Raw genomic sequence first — 21,191 nt, forward strand, 5'->3', positions numbered from 1 at the left:
CACTGGGGATGCTACTGATGGGCTGCCACACCAGGCATGACGCTCCCGAGCATAAAATGGAGAAACCTTCAGAGTCTTTGGTCGAGCATTCTTAGTCTCCGCTTTGCGACCTAACGCAACAAAGCCTAGTTGATTGGGTTTAAAAGGGGGCGGCAGAAACCCACCTTTAGAACCAATCGGGACTTAAAACACTCTTAATACGGGCAGATCAAATGTGATGGCGAAAAACCAAGCGTTGGTTTTTTTATTGTCTGAAACAGTGATGTTCGTTTGATACCCGCCGAGTAAAGCGACTGGCGCTCTATCAAACGAATAAGAGAAAAAGTAACTTGGCGCGAGTATGTCGTCAAAACTTGCACTGTAATCATTATCGGACAATTCATTAGTGATGTAAGAACCGATATCGACAGGTGCATAGTTAACGCCCAATGCGCCGCCCGTGTGTACCGTCCAGCCTTCAGGCGTCCTGAACTTTGCTAATTTCAGCTCTACACCCACGGGGCCGAAAAACCGAATATCGCTCTCGTCAGTAATGAATCGGTGGGCGCTGGGACCATAGTATGATGAAATGTAGATGTCCCATCCTACCGTCCAGTTTTCGTACGGAATTGGATCAACAGATTCGCCAGGAGCGGCCGACACTGGTACATAGTAATTGGCGTATAGCCCGCCCGGGAGTCTTTTGTCGTTATAAGCACCCTGTGAATCGACGTACGTATCTAAAGCATTCACGACTCCATCTGGATTCTTACTTTCGCCTGCGTCAGCCAAGGCGGCAAAGAACAGGCCGACACGCTGGAATTTAGCGTATCTTGGGTAGTCCTCATCTGTTGAAAAACCTGCGATGCGGTCAATGCCTGTTAATAGGTGATGAACTCGGGTCGTGTATGAAAGAGCATCATCGTTGAGTTTCTCCAGCAAAAGCAATTGGTCGATGATATTGGTAAGGCTCAACTTGCTCTTCGGATCTTTTACATTCTTCTCCTCTTTCTGAGCAATTTCCTCCAATTTCGATTTGAACATTTGCAAGCTTTCTACGGTCGACACAACTGTAAGGTCGGGATTCATTGCATTTTTTTTGAAGGCCTGCATGTTCTCAGCTTCAACAATTAACTGCGGACAGGTGTCTGCGGTTGTTTGCAGAAGAAAATTCTCCGAACCGTCTCCTTTGATGAATTTCTCTAGCTTATTTTTGAGCTCTGTCCTCTGGTTTTCGGCATTGCCGCTATTCTCGATGGCTCTAATTTCCTCTGGCACACATTCACCGAAGAATCGAGAAAATGCCTCAATATCCGCTTGGATGGAGTCCTGCACGAGAGGCAATAGCGCTTTAGCGCTCATAAACTGGTAGGTTTTGATGCCGCTTGCTGTGAGAGGAAAAAATCGCTCTACTTCCTCAACATCTGCTGCTTGTTTAAGGCCGTTGCTGAGGACAATGTTTTCGATGCGAGACGCATTCCATTGGGCAAAACCCTTTATGATTGTGCTAGAAAAAGATTCGGCGGTACCGGTTTGCGAATGCACATTCGAAGCAGCGAAAAAAAGAAAGGCAGAAAAGAGTAAAACGTGCGCGATTTTAATTAGCATTTTCATAAAAATTCCTTTTATAAACCCATGGCTCCTTCCACACCTTTTATACCAATACATCAGAATGAACAAAAAATAAACAATTTTGTTCGCGCGGGTTGTTATTGAAGCTACAAATAAAAGTGTTTTGCTCACCTCGGTGGTCAACGGGATGATTAAAAACCAAGTTTGAGTGAAGTAGCGCACCCATGTTCCGCCTGGCTCCAGATAGGGGTAGGCCAGTGGGAGGTAACAGCCCTACAGGAGCATCGCCACCTCGGAGGAATCGATGCGGTCGTTCTTGGTCTTACCGCCACGGATGGGGCCCGCCTTTAGTGCGCCTGTCTCAGAATGAAGTTGATGCCATGGTCTTCAAACGGTTCAGAGACCCACTAGCAGAAATTCATGTATTCAACACCCACGACCAGGTCTTTGCGCAAGCGCTCCGGCAGAGACGACAACGGTTCCGGGCGGACTTTGATTTCTTTGGGCAGCAAAACCTCGCCCTGCTTGTCGATGCTTTAGATTTACAGGCTGTGGGCGTGCCAATCGATTCCACAAGAACGACGGTGGGTGCTATGTTAAAAGTTCATAAACTTTTTCCTTTGTGGTGCATGGTCAACGGGGCGCCTACTGCGCAGTGCTCCGTTGGCGTCCAATAACACTGATGTCAGGCGTCACTGCTATCTGACCTATACAGACGAGACGAGGCAATCTCAATGGAACCTCAGATATTTGCCGCAATAATTGGAGCCGTGGCAACCGTTCTTGCGGCACTTATGGGGCATTGGCTTGGCAGGCGTCCTCCCAAACAGGACCCCAGGGATTCTTCAAGTCCATATGCAAAGCGCCGCTCGCATCGGTACGATGTATTCGTGTCAGCGCCACTGGCGGCGTTTGACAGTGATGATGAGATCAAAGAGGACCATGACAAGGTTGCAGCCGTTGTCAATTACCTCGAGAACAGCTTGGGATATCACGTCTATTGGGCGGGAAGAAAGATTGAACAGAGAGCCGATTTCGATGACGGGTCTCTTTCGGCAAACGATGATGTAGAGGCGATCAGAGATAGCCGATGCTTTCTCTTACTATACCCAAAACCAATTGCATCGAGCGTTTTGTTTGAGGCGGGAATAGCGCTCCAAAATTGCCTTGTCTCGATCTACATTGCACCAGCTCGAGAGAATCTCCCGTTCCTAATGAGGCACGCGGCTGAGGCCTTTAATAACGTCAAAATATGTGAATCAACGCTACCGGATGAGACGATCAGGTTGTTTACTCAACGTGGCAAAGATTTCTTTGAGCAGCTGAAACAGAAATCACGTCAGTGATGGGCTTAGTTTCCCTGAGCGACGCCGCGTCTCGACGATTTCGATTGAGCGCAGTGTGAGGCCTAACAGAAGCGATGAAACGGGTTCTACCCGTTACCGCGCAATTTCTAAAAGGTAGGCTTGGGTGTGACACGCTTACCAAGAGAAGTTCATTTTTCAGTTTTAGATGGACCAAAATTCCATGTTCAGAGTAATTCCGTTTTCTTTACAACTGAAAAACAGGCCATTCCTGACATGGTTTGATGTCCAGACGCTTGCTCAACACTTCCCCTGGCAAATCACTCATCCGGCTACAAATTCGTTCGGTTTTTCACTCCCTAAGTTCCCCTAAGTTCCGAAACCGAGGATAACGCAACTAACGCTTTACCTACCCTCTTTTTGGTGCTAAATCTGTTCACCTTCATAAATAACCTAATGTTTTAATTTAGCTTTTTAGAAAATCTCGTGCTATCCATGGAAAGTCATGAGAAATCTCGCCTAATCACGGTCACCCAAAATCCCAATTTTGGTGACCCCGCCGCAAGTATCTGATTTCAAAGCCCACCAGATCTCACCTTAACGTTGGACTGACACAAGGTCAGGGGGTGTGTCGGCGGACTTGCTTCCGAAAATGTTCGTAGCCATGGATGGCGGAGACAAGCGTACAGGGATGTACTAGCAGCGGTTTTCGGAAGCAAGTCCGCCGACACACCCGTGCACTCAAGTTAGCGGATTTCAGGAAAAGGAGCACCACAGTGTCAGGCAAAACCGTCAACAGCGCCATTCTGCTGCTGGTCATCGGCAACGCCATGGCCATACTCTCAGACGTCTTCATCAAACTCCTGGACCCCGGCGCCCCCGTCTTCCAGTTCGCCTTCCTGCGCTGCGTCCTCACCCTGGTGTTCCTGCTCCCGCTCGCCCGCAAACTGGACCGCAGCAACCTCCTCGGCGGCCTGAAAGTCCACGCCATCCGCGCGCACATCCATCTGGTCGGCATCGTCTGCATGGTGGTGGCACTGACCAACCTGCCACTGGCCACCGCCAACGCCCTGTTCTACGCCGCGCCCATCCTGGTGATGGTACTGTCCGCCGTATTCTTCAGAGAAAAACTGACGCCGCTCAGTGTGACTGCTGTGTTCAGCGGCTTTGCCGGCATCATCGTCATCCTGCGACCGGTGGACTTCAACTGGGCCGTCATCGCCGCCCTCGGCTCTGCCTTCGCCCTGGCCATCAACGCCGTCATGGTGCGCCAGTTGCCCAAGGAGCAAACCACCGCCCACAAACTGTTTCTGAACTACCTGCTGATCGTCCCGGCGGCCGCCGCCCTGGCACTCTGGGAAGGCGCAGCCTGGAACCCGCAAATCCTGATCAGCGCCGCCGGTTCCGCCCTGTTCATCCTGGGCTACAACATCACCGTGTTGCTGGCCTACCGGCAGGTAGATGCCAACCAGGTCACCAGCGCCGAATACACCGGGCTGATCTGGGCGGTCGCCATTGGCTGGATCTGGTTTGGTGAGGTACCCGACCTGTGGTTCCTGGCGGGCAGCCTGATGATTGTGGTGCCGCTGGTACTGATTGGCCTGCGGCACCGGAAGCGGTCACCCGCCCGGGGATTCAACCCGACCGAGCAGGAAACGACTCAAGAGGCTGGCGATTCGTCAGCCCGGAGACAGGCCTCGATGGCAAAGGTGTGTGAGCAATCATCGCCCAGCTGACGCAGCGAATCGGCCAGCCTGAGCAAATACTCCGAATTGGGGCCGCTAGGCCCCGTGGCGAGGGCAATCTGCCGCGCAATATCTGCTTCCGGTGCCTCGCCCAGAAAGGCCTCATTGTCTTCCGTAGCGATGTACACCAACCCTTCGGCATGACTGCCATCGTCAAAGGTCATGGTGGTACTGAAGCGCAGATAGCCGTTCTTTTCCCGCACATCCAGATACTCGAAGACGTTGGGTGACACCCGGTAGGCCACGCCCTTGCATAGGGCATCAGGCTGCTCAATCAGCGTGACCACCCGCCCGGGCGCTTCGGGGGTGCCACGGTGATCATGAGAACCCTGCCAGAACCGACGAGCCCAACCGCGAATGGCAGCCGGGCGCTGCTCCAGGAACGGGAAATCCACTTTGTAGATCAGCGAGCCATAGCCGAAGAGCCAGATGGCCTCGATGCCATCAAAATTGAACCGGCTGCGATTATGCTCAATGGTGTTCGCGGGCATGACTCATCCCATCCAGAAATAACGACCGGATTGTCTCAGGCGCCCGAGGTACTGGCAATGAAGCCGGCAATACCGGTCAGCACGATTTCTGCCGCCATCGCGGAAAGAATCAGGCCGCTGATCTTCGACATAATGTTCAGGCCGGTCTTGCCCAACGCTTTCTCCAGATAACCGGACAAGCGAAGCAATCCCGCCAGAATCAGCAAGCCCGACACCAGGCCCAGCAGACCGCCGGCCACTTCCGGCACCGCTTTAAGCTCGGCGCCGTAAACCATGATGGCACCAATGGTCGCCGGACCAATCATGACAGGAATCGCCAGGGGCACCACCGCGATGTCATCCCGATCCTCTTCGGGCAGCCCGGTGGCGTGGTTACGAGTGCCACTGTTCACCAGACTGATGGCGGTGAGGAACAGCAGACTACCGGCACCGATGCGGAAGGAGTTCAGGGTGATGCCAATGGCGTTGAACAACAGCGGGCCGGCGAAGAACAGGATCACACCCAGAATAAAGGCCGAGACACAGGCCCGACGAATGATGGAGGTTTTCTCCGCCATCGAGAGCCCCCGGGTGAGGGCCAGGAACATGGTGACCACGAAAAACGGCGCCAGCAGGAACAGGAATCGGATGGTGCTGCTGAGATAGGTAGAGAAAAACGTTTCAAACATTCGGGCAAATCCGGCACAGGGTTAAGGCCGGTAAGCATAGCGCCCGAAAGGCTTTTTTGCCGTAAGGAAGAGAACCTATGGGTACTCAACGCTTCTTGATGGACGGCTTGCGGGGCTTGCCCGGTTTCGATGGCTTACCCTTGGAGCCCGGACCACGACCACCCGGCTTTGGGCCGCCACCGGGTTTACCAGAGGGCCGTTTACCGGGCCCGGAACCGGGGCCTTTTCGCCCTTTACCAGCCGGTGACTTCCCGCCAGCTTTTGCGCCACCCCGCGCCGGTTTGCCACCGGGCCCCGGGCGAGCGCCCCTCGCACCCGCCGGCTTCTTCCGGGGCTTGCTGCCAGCAGACTCCGTGGCCTCGGACGAGGAATCCCGGATGGCATCGAACAGTACCGCCAGTTCCTTCTCCGTCAGATCCCGCCAGGCACCCACCGGCAACCCCTGCAGACTGACGTTCATGATGCGCACCCGCTCCAGCCTGGGCACCTCGTAGCCAAAGTACTCCGCCATACGGCGAATCTGGCGATTCAGGCCCTGAACCAGGGTAATGCGGAACACAAACCGGGACACCTTTTCGACCTTGCAGCGCTTGGTCATGGTCCCCAGAATGGGCACACCGTTACTCATTCCCTCTACGAATTCCCGGGTGACCGGCTTGTCGACCGTGACCAGGTATTCCTTCTCGTGATTATTGCCGGCGCGCAGGATCTTGTTCACCAGATCGCCATTGCTGGTCAGGAAAATCAGCCCCTGGGAATCCTTGTCGAGCCGGCCAATGGGGAAAATCCGTTCACTGTGGCCGACAAAACGCTGGATGTTGTCTTTCTCCGCGCTGTCGGTGGTGCTGACAATACCCACCGGTTTGTTCAGGGCAATGAACACCAGATCTTCTTCGTCTCTCGGCTCCACCACCTGGCCGTTGACCTTCACCACATCTCCGGGCAATACCTGATCGCCCACCTGGGCCCGGCGGCCGTTGATGTGCACGTTGCCCTGCTCGATGTACCGGTCGGCATCCCGACGGGAGCACATACCGCTCTCGCTGATGTATTTGTTCAGTCGGGTTGAGGTTCGGTTGGCCATGACATCCTGCCGGTTTCAGATGATGGTTGAATGCGTACCGGGCAGCACGCAACCCGCGCATCATCCCATTGCATCACCGTGACAGCAACTGCCGGTCACCGCCTGCGGAACGGATAGAACAGCTGCCCCAGATAGGAACCCGGCAGTTTCTGGGTCGTGCCATACTCCGCTGGCCAGTGCGCTTTCGGGAAATGATAGGTGCCGAACAGCCGGTCAAAGAGCACCGTGTGTGCTGAATAATTGGTATCGATGGCCGGCTTCTCTGAGCTGTGGTGCCAGTGGTGGAACTGCGGCGTTACCAACAGGTACTTGAGCGGCCCCCAGGGCACATTGAGATTGCTGTGAATGATGATGGCCTGCAACGCGGCAAACGTGACGTAGATATCCAGCGCTTCCTTGCTGGCGCCGAGCAGATACAGGGCCAGCATAACCAACCCACGCTCAATAAATATCTGAACCACATGCGCACGGGAACCGGCCAGCCAGTCCATGGTTTCCACCGAATGGTGGACGGCATGGAACAGCCACAACCGCCGGACTTCATGGAATACCCGATGCTCCCAATACAGCACGAAGTCGGCCACCAGAATCAGCAGAACCACCTGCAGCCATAGCGGCGTGCTCTGGATAGCCGCCTGAAGACTGTCGCTGGCCACCCATTCAAAGCGCGTTACCAGGAAGTTACCAAACAGCAGAACCGCTGAGATCAGCAGGTGATTCAGGCAGAAGTAAAAGAAATCCAGCCCCCACTGATCCCGCAAGATGACCTGCTCCCGATACTTCGGAAAGAGCTTCTCCAGGCTGGTAAAGACAATGGTGGAACCCAGAAAGGCCAGAATCAGCCAGTCCACGCCGAGCGACAATGGTTTCGGCTCCACCGGCCCGACCGGGACGTTGTAGCCACCCAGGGCAAACGCGATCAGCGTCATGGCAATACCTGCAGCGCCAAGCCGTTTGCGCCGATCAAGAATGAAGGTGGTAATGCCGAAAAACAGGGAGAACCACATACCGTACTTCAGGACATCCTGAAGCACCTCGGCATCATACGCGGCACGAAGATCAGTGGTGGTCAGATAGGAAGGGAACAGGTAGGCGAGCACCGCCGCCAGGCTCAAGCCACCGAGAAATATCGAAAAATACCCGGGGATTCGTCCGTTCCGAAAGCGAAGTTCTTTGTCCGGGCGGGGCACTACCACCCGCTCGCGGTACTGGTAATCGGTATCCTGTTCCGTATTCATGCGTTCCCTGCTGAAATTTCAGGCTTAGCAACAAGCGCCGAATAACCAAGAGCGCCAGTTCATGATCCGTGTTCCAGTGGATCGGGGTGCATATGGTATTTCAGGAACGCGAAAACTACCAACCACTCGTTGGGGTGGTGTGGCTTACCTCAACCTCATAGCGCCCGAAGCATCCTGACTCGGGCGCTATAATTATCTACCGTTTTAACCAGCCAACGCCGGCTCCCCACCCTGCTCCATCACCTCCGCCGATTCACACACATACTGCTCGGCATCAAACCGTCGGGTCTGCTTCCGGAACTGCCACGTGAAGCCTGGCCACAAGGTGGTGTTCTTGCCGTTCTCGTTCACGTACCAGCTCTTGCAACCGGTCTGCCACACGGAGTCGCCCAGTTTGGCGTGAATGGAGGCGTTGTACTGACTGTAGGCATCCTCTTTCACTTCCACGCTCTTCCAGCCTCGATGGTCCATCTTCTTGATGGCATCCAGCACGTACTGCACCTGGGACTCGATCATGTACACCATGGAGCTGTGGCCCAGCCCGGTGTTGGGGCCCATCAGCATGAAGAAGTTTGGAAAGCCGGCCACGGTGGTGCCTTTGTAGGCTTCCGCGCCCTCACGCCAGGCGTCGAGCAGATCCTGGCCCCCACGGCCGAAGATCATGCCCCGGGGAATGGGTTCCTGGGCCTTGAAGCCGGTGCCATAGACAATACAATCCACCGGGCGCTCGGTGCCATTGTTGTCGATGATGGTGTTACCTTTCACTTCGCGAACGCCCTCCGTCAGTACGTCCACGTGCTCCTGGTCCAGGGCCGGGTAGTAGTTGTTGGAGATCAGCACCCGCTTGCAGCCGAAATGGAAATCCGGCGTCACTTTCTTGCGCAGTTCCTTGTCCTTGATCTGGTTGCGGATGTGTCGACGGGCCTGTAACTCACCGACTTTCAGAATGCGCGGGTTACCCACGAAGCCAAGCACCCGGGCTTCCAGCATCCAGTAAATGCTCTGGCGGAACGCATTCAGGGTTTGCGGGAACCGACGGAACATGGCCCGTTCCAATGGCCGGATTTCCCGGTCAGGCTTAGGCATGATCCAGGGCGGCGTACGCTGGTAAAGGTCCAGATGGGCGGCCTCTTTGGCAATTTCCGGCACGAACTGGATAGCTGAGGCACCGGTGCCGATAACCGCCACCCGCTTGCCACGAAAATCGTAGTCATGGTCCCAGTTCTGGGAATGGAAACTGGCCCCTGTGAACGTGTCTATGCCCTTGATCTCCGGATACGCGGGGGTGCTCAGGCCGCCCATGCCGGACACCAGAATCCCACTTCGCAGCTTGCGGATTGGCGGCAGGGCCTTGTCGCTGCGGTCCAGTTCATCCCCGGGCTTCAAACCTTTCTTTTCCATGTAGCCCCAGAGTTTTGCACTGTTGCAGGTTTCCACAACCCAGCCCGAGGTGGCCTCATCCCAACGGGCACCAGCTACGTGGGTGTTGAAACGAATGTGATCCATCAGGCCGTATTTCTCGGCGCAATGCCGCAGGTACGCCTGAATCTCCGGCTGGGGAGCAAACATGCGGGTCCAGTTCGGATTCTGCTCAAAAGAGAAGGAATACAGCGCAGATTGAACATCGCAGGCGCAACCCGGGTAATGGTTATCGTGCCAGGTGCCGCCGACATTGTCGCTCTGCTCCAGAATCACGAAGTCGTCAAAGCCGGCCGCTTTCAACTTGATGGCCATGCCCAGGCCGGAAAATCCGGTGCCGATAATGGCGATCTTGGCGGTTTGTTTCATTGCTGCACTCCTGTGTGGCCTGAAGGGCCTTGCCTGTTGTTGTCGGTGTGGTCATCATGACCAGTAGACACATGTATACCGGTCAAAGTAGACACCTGTATACCCGCGCACACAGGAATGGCCCTGAGTGACAGGTTGTTGGCCCAATGCCCAAAGGAAACACGACTCGATGCAACGACTTGCCGGCGGAAAACTGAAACTGGTTCAGGCCGCACTGAGGCTGATTACCCAAAGCCGCAGCCTGACCTCACTGGGCCTGCGGGAACTGGCCCGGGAGGCGGGGTTAAACCCGAACACCTTTTACCGGCACTTCCGCAATCTGGACGAATTCGGTTTGCAAGTGCTGGGGTATATCGCCGAGGACATGAAAGCCGGCGTGCGGCAGTTGCGGCAGATGGCGGATTCCTCGGAACAGGCCTCCCACGACACCGTCACCTTTGTGTACCACTACTTTCTGGCCAACCCCGCGGCAACCACGGTGGCTGTCAGGGAACTGCACGGCCCGTCGCCCGTATTACGCCGGGCTCTCGAAGCACAGCTGGACGCCAGCGCCCGGGAAATGGCCGAGGATATTCTGGAACGCGGGCTGGTGCCCGGTGTCGATGAGGTGGTGGTACAGGAGATTTCCAACATGACCATCCGCTACATCCTGTTCCGGGCCATGGACTATATCGAGAAGCCCGAGCAGCGGGAGCGGATTCAGGTGGAAACGGAGCGGTTCATCAACCGGCAGTTCCGGGGGGCATTAATTGAGGAACTGGATTCCGGGCAGATTCTGGCGCTGAAACAGGCGCCGGCCGCTGACTGAGGTCAGGCCGGCGCCCGGGAGCTTTTATTCGGTAGTGTTGTATACGTAAGAGGATACCGTGCCGTCGTTATTGAAACGGACCACCAGATCCGTGGTTTCGTCGTCACCAAAGGCGGACCAGCGATACTTGCCGTAAGTCCAGGTGCGCTTGCCGTCTTCAATACCGGTGCGCCAGGGCTCACCGAACATCTCCTGTATCTCGGCGCGGGTCGTCTCACCGATCGTTATCTGGTCGACATTATGAGTCGCAAAATCCCGGCCAACGCTGGCGCAACCCACCAGGGTGACCAATACCGCAGCCAGCCCAGCCAGTTTAAGATGACGCATCAAAGCCATATCCAACTCCTTGTCTGGTGAATAGCAACAATCTGCCTACAGCATAGCGTTTCTGGCGATTGCTGCGATTACGAACCGGACAGATTTAAGACACAAAAAAGCCGCGGGCCCGAGGGCGCGCGGCAGGCACGATCGAAGGGGTAGGTTCGATCAGTAGAGTTTGGCCAGAGACTTCCTGGCGAAGGCTTCCACTTCGTTCAGGCGGCCTTCTTTCACTTTCACCAGCCATTCAGGGTCCTGAAGCAGGGCGCGGCCAACGGCGATCAGTTCGAATTCATGGTTGGTCATGCGCTCAACCAGCTCATCGATGCCAGACTGCTCCACCGACTCTTTCTTGCTGGCGAAGGTACCGCTGATGAAGTCTTCGGTCAGGCCCACACTGCCAACCGACATGGTCGGTTTGCCGGTGATCTTCTGGGTCCAGCCGGCCAGGTTCAGATTGGAACCTTCGAACTCCGGTTCCCAGAAGCGGCGGGTGGAAGCGTGGAAGATGTCGACACCGGCATCCACCAGAGGCTTCAGGAAGCGCTCCAGTTCTTCGGGGCTGTTCACCAGTTTCGCTTCGTAGTCCTGCTGCTTCCACTGAGAGAAGCGCAGCATGATCGGGTAATCCGGGCCCACGCGGTGGCGCACTTCCTCGACGATTTCCACCACAAAGCGCAGGCGGTTTTCCAGGCTGCCGCCGTACTCATCGTCGCGCTGGTTGGTGCCTTCCCACAGGAATTGATCCAGCAGATAGCCGTGGGCGCCGTGGATTTCCACACCGTCGAAGCCCAGAGCCTTGGCGTCCTGGGCGGCATCACCGAAGGCCTTGATCACGTCCTGAATGTCTTCTCTGGTCATGGCCTTGCCGTTGGGCTTGCCAGGCGCAAACAGGCCTGAAGGGCTGTAACCGGGAACAGAGGGATCCGGCTCGATACCTTCCTTGCGTACCGCGCCCACGTGCCACAGTTGCGGGAAAATGGCGCCGCCGGCTTCGTGCACGGCATCCACCACTTTCTTCCAGCCCGCCAGGGCTTCGTCGCCATAGAAGGCCGGTACGTTCGGGTAACCGTTGGCAGCAGCATGATTCACGACAGTGCCTTCGGTAATGATCAGGCCAACACCTGCCTCGGCGCGGCGGCGATAGTAGTCCACCACATCCTGACCGGGTACACCCTTAGGCGAGAAATTGCGGGTCATCGGCGCCATGGCTACGCGGTTGCGCAGCTTGAGGTTATGAAGTTCAAACGGCTCGAACAAAGGACCAAGATTCATACTCATGTGATGTGCAACCTCATCAATTTGGTTTCGTAAAGCAACCCTATTAAATCCGGTTTCAAAATGCAACCCTATTCGGTACACTCCCCTACATGGCCAGAAAACGTTTTGATGACTCCAACTGCTCCGTCGCCCGCGCCCTGAATGAAGTGGGGGACTGGTGGTCGCTGCTGATTGTGCTGCACGCTATGTACGGCACCCGCCGGTTTGTGGATTTTCAGCAGCAACTGGGGATTGCCAAGAACATTCTGTGTGACCGCCTGGCCAAGCTCGTGGACAACGAAGTCTTGCGCAAAGTAGATGTGGGTGAGCACGGCTCACGCTTTGAGTACCGGCTCACTGAGAAAGGCCGCGACCTGTTCCCGGTGGTGGTGGCTCTGCGCCAGTGGGGCGACAAGTGGAACCCGTCTCCGGACGGCCAGCCCCTGGACCTACGGGACCGCGATAGCGGCCAGCCAATACAGCCAGTCACCGTGCAGAATACCCAGGGTCAGCCCCTGTCCATTCGGGACGTATTTGTGCCCAGCGATGAAGACAATCCCCTCGACGAAGCCCAGGGCTGACCATCCGCAATAGCCGCATTCCCACCTTTTCTTGAGTTGAATCAAGACTTATTGGCCAGTCGCGCTGCCTTCCGCCATTTCTTGCGCTAAATCAAGATTGCCTGTCCGGATGTCATTACATTTAAGCCATCGATCTTTCATGGATAAGGAGATGGCTATGTCTCGTGGTTTTAAACTCAGTGTTCTGGCTGCGGCCGTAATGGCAGTGGCTCCTGCAGCTCAGGCTTTTGAAGCGGGTGATTTTGTTCTGCGTGCGGGTGCGGTTCATGTCGCGCCGGATGACTCCAGTGATTCCATCACCGTAGGCGGCGCACCGCTGCTGGGAGCTGGCGTGGATTCCAAGGTCAGCGTTGACACCAACACCCAGCTGGGCCTGCGTGCAACATACATGGTGACCAATCACCTGGGCCTGGGCGTACTGGGTGCAACCCCGTTCAAACACAACATTAACGGTGGCGGCGACCTGCCCGGCGACCTCAAGCTTGGTGAGACCAAGCATCTGCCACCTACCCTCACGCTGCAGTATTTCCCGATGGCGAGCTCTTCCGCTTTCCAGCCGTACGCAGGCGTGGGTGTGAACTACACCGTGTTCTTCGAAGAGAAAACCAGCAGCAATCTGGACGCTGCATTGAACGTGGCATCCAGCGAGCTGGAACTGGACGACAGCGTTGGCGTCGCCGTTGAAGTAGGCATGGATTACATGCTGAGCGAGAACTTCGGTCTGAACGCCGCGATCTGGTGGGCCGACATCAACACCGACGCCAGAGTCGATGTGTTTGATGCCAACGGAACCAAACTGGCAGAAACCGACGAATTCGAAGTCGAAATCGACCCCATGGTCTACATGGTAGGTTTCACCTACAAGTTCTGATCCGCACTCCCGGTAGCTCCCACGGTCTGTCGGCTACCGGATGGTGCGTTCTCCTGCGCGGGGCTTCGGCCCCGCCTTTTTTATGTCAGGAGAAACGGTTTTCAGGCGCTCTGGCGTTGAGCCGGGCGACCACTTCTACCCTGCCCCTGGCCACGGCCTTGTCCTTCGCCCTGACCACCACGGCCACGACCGCCGCTACGACCAGCCGGCTTCGGGCCAAAGCTCTTACCATTGCCACCCTGAGGGCGACGATTCCGCGCCTTGCTCGGGTCTGCTTTGGCCTTGGGCTTCAGCGGCAGGTTGTTTTTCGGCTCGAAGCCTTCCACTTCCTTGCGCGGAAGCTGCTTCTTGATCAGCTTCTCGATACCCGCCAGCAGCTTGCCTTCGTCAGCACTGACCAGTGACAGGGCATGGCCACTTTCACCGGCACGGCCGGTACGACCAATGCGGTGCACGTAATCTTCCGGCACGTTCGGCAGTTCAAAGTTCACCACTTGCGGCAGCTGTTTGATATCCAGGCCACGGGCAGCAATGTCGGTGGCGACCAGTACGCGCACTTCACCGGCTTTGAAATCCGCCAGGGCACGGGTACGGGCACCCTGGGACTTATTGCCGTGAATGGCGGCAGCCGTGATACCGTCTTTCTCCAGCTTCTGGGTCAGGCGGTTGGCGCCGTGCTTGGTACGGGTGAAAACCAGTACCTGATCCCAGTCGTTGTCACGCACCAGCTTGCTCAGCAAGGCTGTCTTCTGGCTCTGGTCAACCGGGTAAACGGACTGCTTCACTTTCTCGGCGGTGGTGTTACGGGCCGCCACTTCCACCTGCACCGGGTTATCCAGCAGGCCCTGGGCCAGGGTACGGATTTCGTTGGAGAAGGTGGCGGAGAACAGCAGGTTCTGGCGCTTGGCCGGCAGCAACGCCAGGATCTTGCGAATATCGCGGATAAAGCCCATGTCGAGCATGCGGTCGGCTTCGTCCAGCACCAGGATTTCCACTTCGTTGAAGCGCACCGCGTTCTGCTGGTACAGGTCCATCAAACGGCCCGGTGTGGCCACCAGTACGTCCAGGCCCTTGCGCAGCTTCATCATCTGCGGGTTGATCTTTACACCACCAAAAACCACAGCGGCCTTGGTGGGTACGTATTTGCTGTAAAGGTTCACGCTATCGTGTACCTGGGCGGCCAGCTCACGGGTGGGTGTGAGAATCAGGGCGCGGGGGCCTTTGCCAGTGCGGGGATTTTCCGCCAGGCGCTGCAACAAAGGCAGGGTAAAACCAGCGGTTTTACCGGTGCCGGTCTGGGCCGCGGCCATTACATCTTTGCCAGACAGCACCGCAGGAATCGCCTGCTGCTGGATGGGAGACGGGGTTTCATAACCCTGATCGGCGGTGGCACGGACCAGCTGCTCGGACAAACCGAGAGAAGAAAAACTCATATACGATGTACTCTTGATTGATTCTGCCTCCACGAACACCGTCGTCGGCGAATGCGGGCAGATGCCATGAAAGTCATGGAATAAAAGACGACTACGGTCACTCGCCGGGTTCGGGGTGACGTCCTCTGACAGGTCGTATGAAATGGTTCGCAAGGCGGCTTTAAGCCGGAAACTGCGGAATCCCTAGAGGCAGGATGCAGGCACGGTAACAGAGCACCCGGCAAATAGCTATAGGTGGTTTTATTGGCCGGCCTTCATTTTCAGGGTGATAAATGGAACTCTGACAGGGCCCGGCGGTCATTAGCCGCCGTATGCTACTAAAAACTCACCGATTTCCGGAGATTCCATGCTCAGCGTAGGCATCGGCCCCCTCAGCCTGTCCATCGGACACCTGCTTCTCGTTCTGGCCTTCGTGGTTGCCCTGGTGGTTGGCGGCCTGATCGGCCGGAAAGAGAAAACGCCGGTGGCCGGTACCCTGGCCGATATCTTTCTAGTGGCCATGGTCAGTGCCCGCATCGGTTTTGTGGTGCGCTACTTCAGCGAGTACCAGGGCGACTGGCTGGGCATGATCGACATCCGCGACGGCGGGTTCGACCTGGTGACCGGCCTGTTTGCTGCGTTTGCCTTCACCGGTTACCTGATGTGGAAACGGGCGGCCATACGCCGGGCGCTGGGCTCGGCGGTCGCGGCTGGCCTCATCATCTGGGGCGGTATGTCTGGCATTATTGCGCTGATCAACCAGCAAACCCGGGGCCTGCCGGAAGTGGCGCTGACCGATCTGAACGAACGCCCGGTAGACCTGGCCAGCCTGGCCGGTGACAAGCCCACGGTGGTCAATCTCTGGGCCACCTGGTGCCCGCCATGTATCCGCGAGATGCCTGTGCTGGAAGAAGCCCAGCAACGCTACCCGAACGTGAACTTTGTGTTCGCCAATCAGGGCGAACATCCGGCAACCATCCGCAAGTTCCTGATGGCACAGAATCTGAACCTGAGCCACGTACTGAGCGACAGACAGAACCGGTTTGGCCGGGTAGTCGGCAGCCACGGCTTGCCCACCACCCTGTTCTACAACGCCGAGGGCCAACTCGTGGATACCCATATGGGCGAACTGTCCCGCGCCAGCCTGGCCCGAAGCATCGAGCGCTTCAACCCGGCTTACCTCAGGCCAGCCACAGAGTCAGACTGAAGCCCAGAAGACTGGCGGCGCAAAGACCCGACAGCGACAATGCCAGGCTCCAGCGAAACGAGGCATCCCTTGTCCGGTATCCGGTCAGCCGTTCCATAATTAACGCATTGGCCGCAAAGGGCGTGCCGAAGGCGGTAATACCCCAGCCAGTAACCATGGCGATGGCCAGGCCGAGCTGAGCTGCGCCCGGCCACAGCGAACCCAGAATACCGCCAATGAGGGTAGCAATAATAATCGGGTTCATACCCGCCAGTCCGGCAGCAAAAAACACCCAGGGTACACCGGCCGCCAGCAGCGCCCAGAGCCACACCGGTAATTCCGGCTGACCGCTGATCTGGCCCAGTACCACACCACTGAGCACCGCCCCGATAAACGCCGAGCCACCAACAATGGCCAGCTCATTGCTGACATTGGCCATGCTGGCCAGGGGCGGATTTTCCCGCTTTAACCAACCCAGAATCCGGTACAAGAGCACCGCTGCCAGACAGCTCAAGGCCACCGCATGGGCATAACTCAACCCGAACCGGTGGCTGAGCCAGAGTACACCCACGCAGATTGCCAGAATCAGCCCACCAAAACGCAACCAGCTACCCGCGCCAGCACGGTTAACGCTCCGCTCTGTGCTTTGCAACGGTTCCGGTTCTCGCCAGTGCAGCCCCGCCAGCACCATCACCACGGAAAACGGTACCGCCAGCAACAACAGCGAAAGCAGACTCACCTGCGGCAACAGCGTCAGGGTCAGCACCACTGAAATGGACAGGGGCGAAAACATGGGGGCGACGCCAAACCCTCGCAAAACAGCCCGGGTGGCATTGCGGGTAGACTCGGAATCGCCGTTGCGACGGATGCGCTCGCCCACCAGGCTGCCCACCACCGCCACCGAACCAAAGTTCAGGGGAACAGACACCAGCGAAGTGCCAAACGCGAGGCTGAGGTATCGGGCCAACGGCTCACCACCAAACAGACTGACGGAAATCTGTTGCAGGTCCTCCGTACGGGCCAACACATTCGACAGCAGCATCACCGCCAGCATCAGGCCGGCCAGCCGGGTCATGTTGCCGGAGGCGGTCTCAATCAGCTCCGGGTCATAGCCCAGGGCGAAAACGAACATGGCCAGGGCCACCACAAACACCACCCGGGGCACATTGCGCATGTCCTGCCAGCCCAGCAAGACGGTCGCACCCGCGGCGGCAGCACCCAGATAGGTCATACCCGGCAGGCTCGCCAGAATGGCAGAGAGTAAGGCAACGTAGGCTAACGCAGAGCGAAGTGGCAGCAAGACCGTTTCCCGGACAGATCAAAGGAACCCGAATAGACCACCTATGTTAAGGAAGCTACTTTTACCGCGCCATCAGCAATTATGAGGATGGCCATCAAACCAGCCCATGCTCCCTGGCACTGGCCTCCAGGCGGGCCTGCTCCTGTTTCAATAACGCGCTGACGGCCTTCAGTTCGCGAATCCGGGCATCCACCAGAGCCCTCTTGCGGGCCATCACCGCCGCACCCTGCAGGCAATCAATCCGGTCCGAGCGAACCGCATCCAGCAACTCACGGATTTCGTTCAGCGAAAAACCCAGGCTCTTGAGTTGCCGCACCATCGCCACACGCGCGACGGCCTGCTCCGGGTAGTCCCGATAGTTGTTTCCGCTGCGGCCCACCTCCCGGATCAGCCCCTGTTTTTCGTAGTAGCGCAGGGTATCCCGGGTCACCCCGGTGCGCCTTTCCAGTTCCGATATCCTCATGCCAAGCACCCTCCCTGTTGACCTTCGAGCATACTCCATACTTTAGGCTGCGTTCGACTCAATGAACAAGGAACGCACCATGACCATCCTGATCACCGGCGCCACCGGTTTTATTGGTAAATATCTTTGCCTCACCCTGTTGCAGCAGGGGCATGACGTGCAGGCACTGACCCGCTCCAAGTCCAGCCTGACACAGCTCACCGGCTTTCTCGAACAGCAGGGCGTCGCCATGGAGCGGTTTTCCGCCCTGGAAGGCGATCTGGAAAAGCCGGACCTGGGCCTGGTCACCTTACCGGACCGCATCGAATGCATCGTGCATCTGGCCGCCCGGTTCGCCTGGAACCTGTCCGAGCATGAGGCCCGTCACACCAACGTTACCGGCAGTCTTCGGGTGGCGGAACTGGCCCGCCACCTGGACTGCCGGCTGGTGTTTATCACAGGGTTCATGCTCGCCAACGAGGCACACCTGTCACGCCAGGGCATTCAATTGAGTCACCCGGAGCAGACCGACTGGAGCCAGGTGTACCGGCAAGCCGGTGGCTATGAGGCCAGCAAACTGGAATCCGCATTCCGCTTGCGGGAATTCGTGGCAAAGCACGGGCTGGATGCGGTCGAAGTACAGCCGGCGACGGTGGCGGGCCACCGTTCAACGGGGGACCTGGACCCGGCCCAACCGCTGTACAGCTTGCTCGACAACCTTTACCACGGGCGACTGGCCATGATTCCGGGGTCGCCAGAGCACTGGTTGCCATTGATTCCGGTGGATAGCCTGGCGCAACTAATTGCAGCGGCCTGCACGGCCAATCGGGTGCCCGATACGCTGTTGGCGCTGGACCAGAACACGCCCAACCTGGCGGGACTGTTACAGGCCGCTGCGCAACTCCTGGGCAAGCCTGGTCCCCGCAGGCATCTTCCTATCGGCGTGATGAAAGCTCTGCTGGCCATACCTGGCTTGCCCGGGCTGCTGAAGGTGGCCCCGGAGTCCCTGGCGTTTATTCAGACCTGCCGTTTCGACACATCCCGTACAGAGCAGTTTCTGGCGCAGCAGAACGTGCATTTACCGCCGTTCGCTCAGTACCTGGAGGCAAGCTGCCGACACTACTGCCAACGTCTCGGTGTCGGCGGAGGAGCGGTAACAATCGGGGCCTGACTCAGGCCCCGAACAGAGCCGAACGCAGCGGGCGAAGGAAACCGGATGAACGGCCTTCGCTCGCGCGACTGGGTTGGCCATCAAACTCAAGATAGCCGTCTTCGATGGGATCGAAGCGCAGGATCTTCACATCCTGCAGATAGTTCTGGGAGGCTTTCCACGGGCCGTGGGTGCCCTGACGCGGCAACCGGTCTTCTGCCCGCTTGATGTAACCCGCGTCGAGGGAACCGAGAATGGTATCGTCTCCTTTACTGTTCTCGGTATCTCGTGCCACGGCCACCTGATGGCCGTTACGATCCATGTGGTTGATCAGCCGGCACAGGTACTCACTGGCAATATCGGCTTTCAGGGTCCAGGAAATGTTGGTGTAGCCAAAGATCATGCCCGCGTTGGGTACGCCTTCCACCATCACATTCTTGTAGATCACCTTGTCCTTGAGCGCCACCTCCTGGCCATCCACCCGGGGCGTGATGCCGCCCAGCATCTGGATGTCCAGGCCGGTAGCCGGAATGATGATGTCGGCTTCCATCTCCTCACCGGACTTCAGGCGAATGCCGGTTTTGGTGAAGCGTTCGATATGATCGGTCTTGATGGAGGCGGTGCCGGCTTTAATGGCCTCAAACAGGTCGCCATCTTTCACTACACACAGACGCTGGTCCCAGGGGTTGTAGTCCGGGCTGAAGTGGCGCATGTCGGCCTTGCCCTTGAGTTGGCGCTTGATGATTCCCAGGAACAACCGGCGCATGGCCTTCGGGCTCTTGCGCGAGCGCTCATACAGCAAACGGGAGATGGAGATATTACGGGCACGGGTCAGCCGGTAGGCGGCCTTTTCCGGCAGGACTTTCTGCAAGGCCAGGGTGACTTTATCGGTAGATGGCAGCGGCATGAGATAAGTGGGCGAACGCTGCAACATGGTAACGTGTGCGGCCTTCTCCGCCATGGTGGGCACCAGAGTAATGGCCGTGGCACCGCTGCCGATCACCACCACCTTCTTGCCCGTGTAATACAGGTTTTCCGGCCAGTGCTGGGGCTGGACAATCTGCCCCTTGAAGTCGGCCTCGCCCGGAAAATCCGGTTTGTAGCCCTGATCATAATTGTAGTAGCCGGTACAGCCCACCAAAAAGCTGGCGGTGAAGGTTTCCCGATCACCGGTCTGCTCGTTCTCGGCCGTCAGGGTCCAGCATTTGTCGGCACTGGACCAGTCCGCAGTTTTCACGGCCACGCCATAACGAATGTGGCGCTCGACATCGTTCTCTTTCGCGGTTTCCGCCACGTAGTTCTTGATCGAAGCGCCGTCCGCCAGCACCTTGCCCCCGGTCCAGGGCCGGAAGTTATAACCAAAGGTGAACATATCGGAATCCGAGCGAATACCCGGGTAACGGAACAGGTCCCAGGTGCCGCCGAGGGACTGGCGGCGCTCCAGAATGGCGAAACGCTTGCCAGGGCATTCCCGTTTCAGGTGGCAGGCCATGCCGATGCCGGATACTCCGGCGCCAATGATCAATACATCATAATGCTGTTTAGCCATATCCTGCCCTCTCGGAATCCGATCCGTTTCTTGTAATCACGTGTAGAGAATCACGATAGCGCAGGCCGACAGCTCCGGGAATTGGCCAATCTGCGCTCAGGATATGGCTGTTTGAGTCAGTCGTGGTGACCGATTGGCCCCTCTTTGAACAGGAATTCCCGAAGGTACTTGTCCATGGTCGGATCCTTCCGCCGAATCCACTCAAGCACCATGGCCGCGTGTTCTTTCTCCTCGTCGCGATTATGTTCAAGAATCGCTTTGAGTTCCGGATCCTTGCAGGCATCCACCCGCTGGTTGTACCAGTCAACGGCTTCAAACTCTTCCATCAGCGAACTGACGGCCCGGTGCATATCACGGGTGTCGTCTGTCAGTTCACCCACCGGCTCATGATAACTGTCGTTTGCCATGCATCACTCCTGATTGGCGGTTACTAGGTGCCCGTTGG

Annotated in this window: 20 protein-coding genes; 7 read left to right on the forward strand and 13 right to left on the reverse strand. The window is 57.2% G+C overall.

Annotated features, from left to right (window positions below):
• Nucleotides 1–183: 183 nt before the first annotated feature.
• Nucleotides 184–1,773 (reverse strand): hypothetical protein, encoded by a 1,590-nt coding sequence (locus OZ656_RS19765; RefSeq protein ID WP_379944847.1) that lies wholly within the window; start codon nt 1,771–1,773, stop codon nt 184–186.
• A gap of 512 nt (nt 1,774–2,285) precedes the next feature.
• Here OZ656_RS19765 and OZ656_RS19770 point away from each other — a divergent pair.
• A complete protein-coding gene (locus OZ656_RS19770) occupies nt 2,286–2,897 on the forward strand; it encodes a hypothetical protein (RefSeq protein WP_379944848.1) in 612 nt (203 codons plus the stop codon).
• 734 nt (nt 2,898–3,631) lie between these two features.
• Nucleotides 3,632–4,591 (forward strand): DMT family transporter, encoded by a 960-nt coding sequence (locus OZ656_RS19775; protein WP_379944849.1) that lies wholly within the window; start codon nt 3,632–3,634, stop codon nt 4,589–4,591.
• Here the strand turns inward: OZ656_RS19775 and OZ656_RS19780 are convergent.
• From OZ656_RS19780 to OZ656_RS19800, 5 genes are all read right to left on the reverse strand, one after another.
• Entirely contained in the window at nt 4,516–5,091 is a 576-nt protein-coding gene (locus OZ656_RS19780; protein ID WP_379944850.1) for a gamma-glutamylcyclotransferase, read from the reverse strand. The genes OZ656_RS19775 and OZ656_RS19780 overlap by 76 nt on opposite strands.
• Before the next feature lie 35 nt (nt 5,092–5,126).
• Entirely contained in the window at nt 5,127–5,759 is a 633-nt protein-coding gene (locus OZ656_RS19785; RefSeq protein ID WP_022991362.1) for a MarC family protein, read from the reverse strand.
• A gap of 85 nt (nt 5,760–5,844) precedes the next feature.
• A complete protein-coding gene (gene rluF, locus OZ656_RS19790) occupies nt 5,845–6,843 on the reverse strand; it encodes a 23S rRNA pseudouridine(2604) synthase RluF (protein ID WP_379944851.1) in 999 nt (332 codons plus the stop codon).
• Nucleotides 6,844–6,938: 95 nt separating this feature from the next.
• A complete protein-coding gene (locus tag OZ656_RS19795) occupies nt 6,939–8,081 on the reverse strand; it encodes a sterol desaturase family protein (protein ID WP_379944852.1) in 1,143 nt (380 codons plus the stop codon).
• 204 nt (nt 8,082–8,285) lie between these two features.
• A complete protein-coding gene (locus tag OZ656_RS19800) occupies nt 8,286–9,869 on the reverse strand; it encodes a flavin-containing monooxygenase (RefSeq protein WP_379944853.1) in 1,584 nt (527 codons plus the stop codon).
• 169 nt (nt 9,870–10,038) lie between these two features.
• Between OZ656_RS19800 and OZ656_RS19805 the strand changes: the two genes are divergently transcribed.
• Entirely contained in the window at nt 10,039–10,677 is a 639-nt protein-coding gene (locus OZ656_RS19805) for a TetR family transcriptional regulator (RefSeq protein WP_113879338.1), read from the forward strand.
• Between the two features lie 24 nt (nt 10,678–10,701).
• Here OZ656_RS19805 and bamE read toward each other — a convergent pair whose 3' ends face one another.
• A complete protein-coding gene (bamE, locus tag OZ656_RS19810; protein ID WP_041655220.1) occupies nt 10,702–11,013 on the reverse strand; it encodes an outer membrane protein assembly factor BamE in 312 nt (103 codons plus the stop codon).
• A gap of 150 nt (nt 11,014–11,163) precedes the next feature.
• Complete coding sequence (locus tag OZ656_RS19815; RefSeq protein ID WP_286714215.1) at nt 11,164–12,276, reverse strand: NADH:flavin oxidoreductase; 1,113 nt, start codon at nt 12,274–12,276, stop codon at nt 11,164–11,166.
• 89 nt (nt 12,277–12,365) lie between these two features.
• Here OZ656_RS19815 and OZ656_RS19820 point away from each other — a divergent pair, with 89 nt between their 5' ends.
• Complete coding sequence (locus tag OZ656_RS19820; RefSeq protein ID WP_113879339.1) at nt 12,366–12,836, forward strand: helix-turn-helix domain-containing protein; 471 nt, start codon at nt 12,366–12,368, stop codon at nt 12,834–12,836.
• A 157-nt stretch (nt 12,837–12,993) separates the two neighbouring features.
• Nucleotides 12,994–13,707 carry an OmpW family protein gene (locus tag OZ656_RS19825; RefSeq protein WP_286893860.1) on the forward strand — a complete coding sequence of 238 codons (714 nt, stop codon included), beginning with the start codon at nt 12,994–12,996 and terminating at the stop codon, nt 13,705–13,707.
• Between the two features lie 101 nt (nt 13,708–13,808).
• Here OZ656_RS19825 and OZ656_RS19830 read toward each other — a convergent pair whose 3' ends face one another.
• Nucleotides 13,809–15,140: a DEAD/DEAH box helicase gene (locus OZ656_RS19830; RefSeq protein ID WP_222179713.1), complete on the reverse strand. Its 1,332-nt coding sequence runs from the start codon at nt 15,138–15,140 to the stop codon at nt 13,809–13,811.
• A gap of 346 nt (nt 15,141–15,486) precedes the next feature.
• On the opposite strand from OZ656_RS19830, the gene OZ656_RS19835 reads away from it, so the two are divergent.
• Complete coding sequence (locus OZ656_RS19835) at nt 15,487–16,326, forward strand: TlpA disulfide reductase family protein (protein ID WP_289008393.1); 840 nt, start codon at nt 15,487–15,489, stop codon at nt 16,324–16,326.
• Here the strand turns inward: OZ656_RS19835 and OZ656_RS19840 are convergent.
• Both OZ656_RS19840 and OZ656_RS19845 read right to left on the reverse strand, forming a co-directional pair.
• Nucleotides 16,301–17,605 carry a hypothetical protein gene (locus OZ656_RS19840; protein ID WP_199451927.1) on the reverse strand — a complete coding sequence of 435 codons (1,305 nt, stop codon included), beginning with the start codon at nt 17,603–17,605 and terminating at the stop codon, nt 16,301–16,303. The genes OZ656_RS19835 and OZ656_RS19840 overlap by 26 nt on opposite strands.
• 94 nt (nt 17,606–17,699) lie before the next feature.
• Nucleotides 17,700–18,068: a MerR family transcriptional regulator gene (locus OZ656_RS19845; protein ID WP_199451928.1), complete on the reverse strand. Its 369-nt coding sequence runs from the start codon at nt 18,066–18,068 to the stop codon at nt 17,700–17,702.
• 79 nt (nt 18,069–18,147) lie between these two features.
• Between OZ656_RS19845 and OZ656_RS19850 the strand changes: the two genes are divergently transcribed.
• Entirely contained in the window at nt 18,148–19,218 is a 1,071-nt protein-coding gene (locus OZ656_RS19850) for an SDR family oxidoreductase (RefSeq protein ID WP_286714212.1), read from the forward strand.
• A gap of 1 nt (nt 19,219) precedes the next feature.
• Here the strand turns inward: OZ656_RS19850 and OZ656_RS19855 are convergent, their stop codons facing one another.
• Nucleotides 19,220–20,746, reverse strand: coding sequence for an NAD(P)/FAD-dependent oxidoreductase (locus OZ656_RS19855; RefSeq protein WP_199451930.1), 1,527 nt, complete (start codon nt 20,744–20,746; stop codon nt 19,220–19,222).
• A 116-nt stretch (nt 20,747–20,862) separates the two neighbouring features.
• On the reverse strand, nt 20,863–21,153 hold the full coding sequence (locus tag OZ656_RS19860; RefSeq protein WP_011787234.1) for an encapsulin-associated ferritin-like protein: 291 nt from the start codon (nt 21,151–21,153) through the stop codon (nt 20,863–20,865).
• Between the last annotated feature and the right edge of the window lie 38 nt (nt 21,154–21,191).

This window comes from Marinobacter sp. LM1, from assembly GCF_042763285.1.
Lineage (GTDB): Bacteria > Pseudomonadota > Gammaproteobacteria > Pseudomonadales > Oleiphilaceae > Marinobacter > Marinobacter nauticus.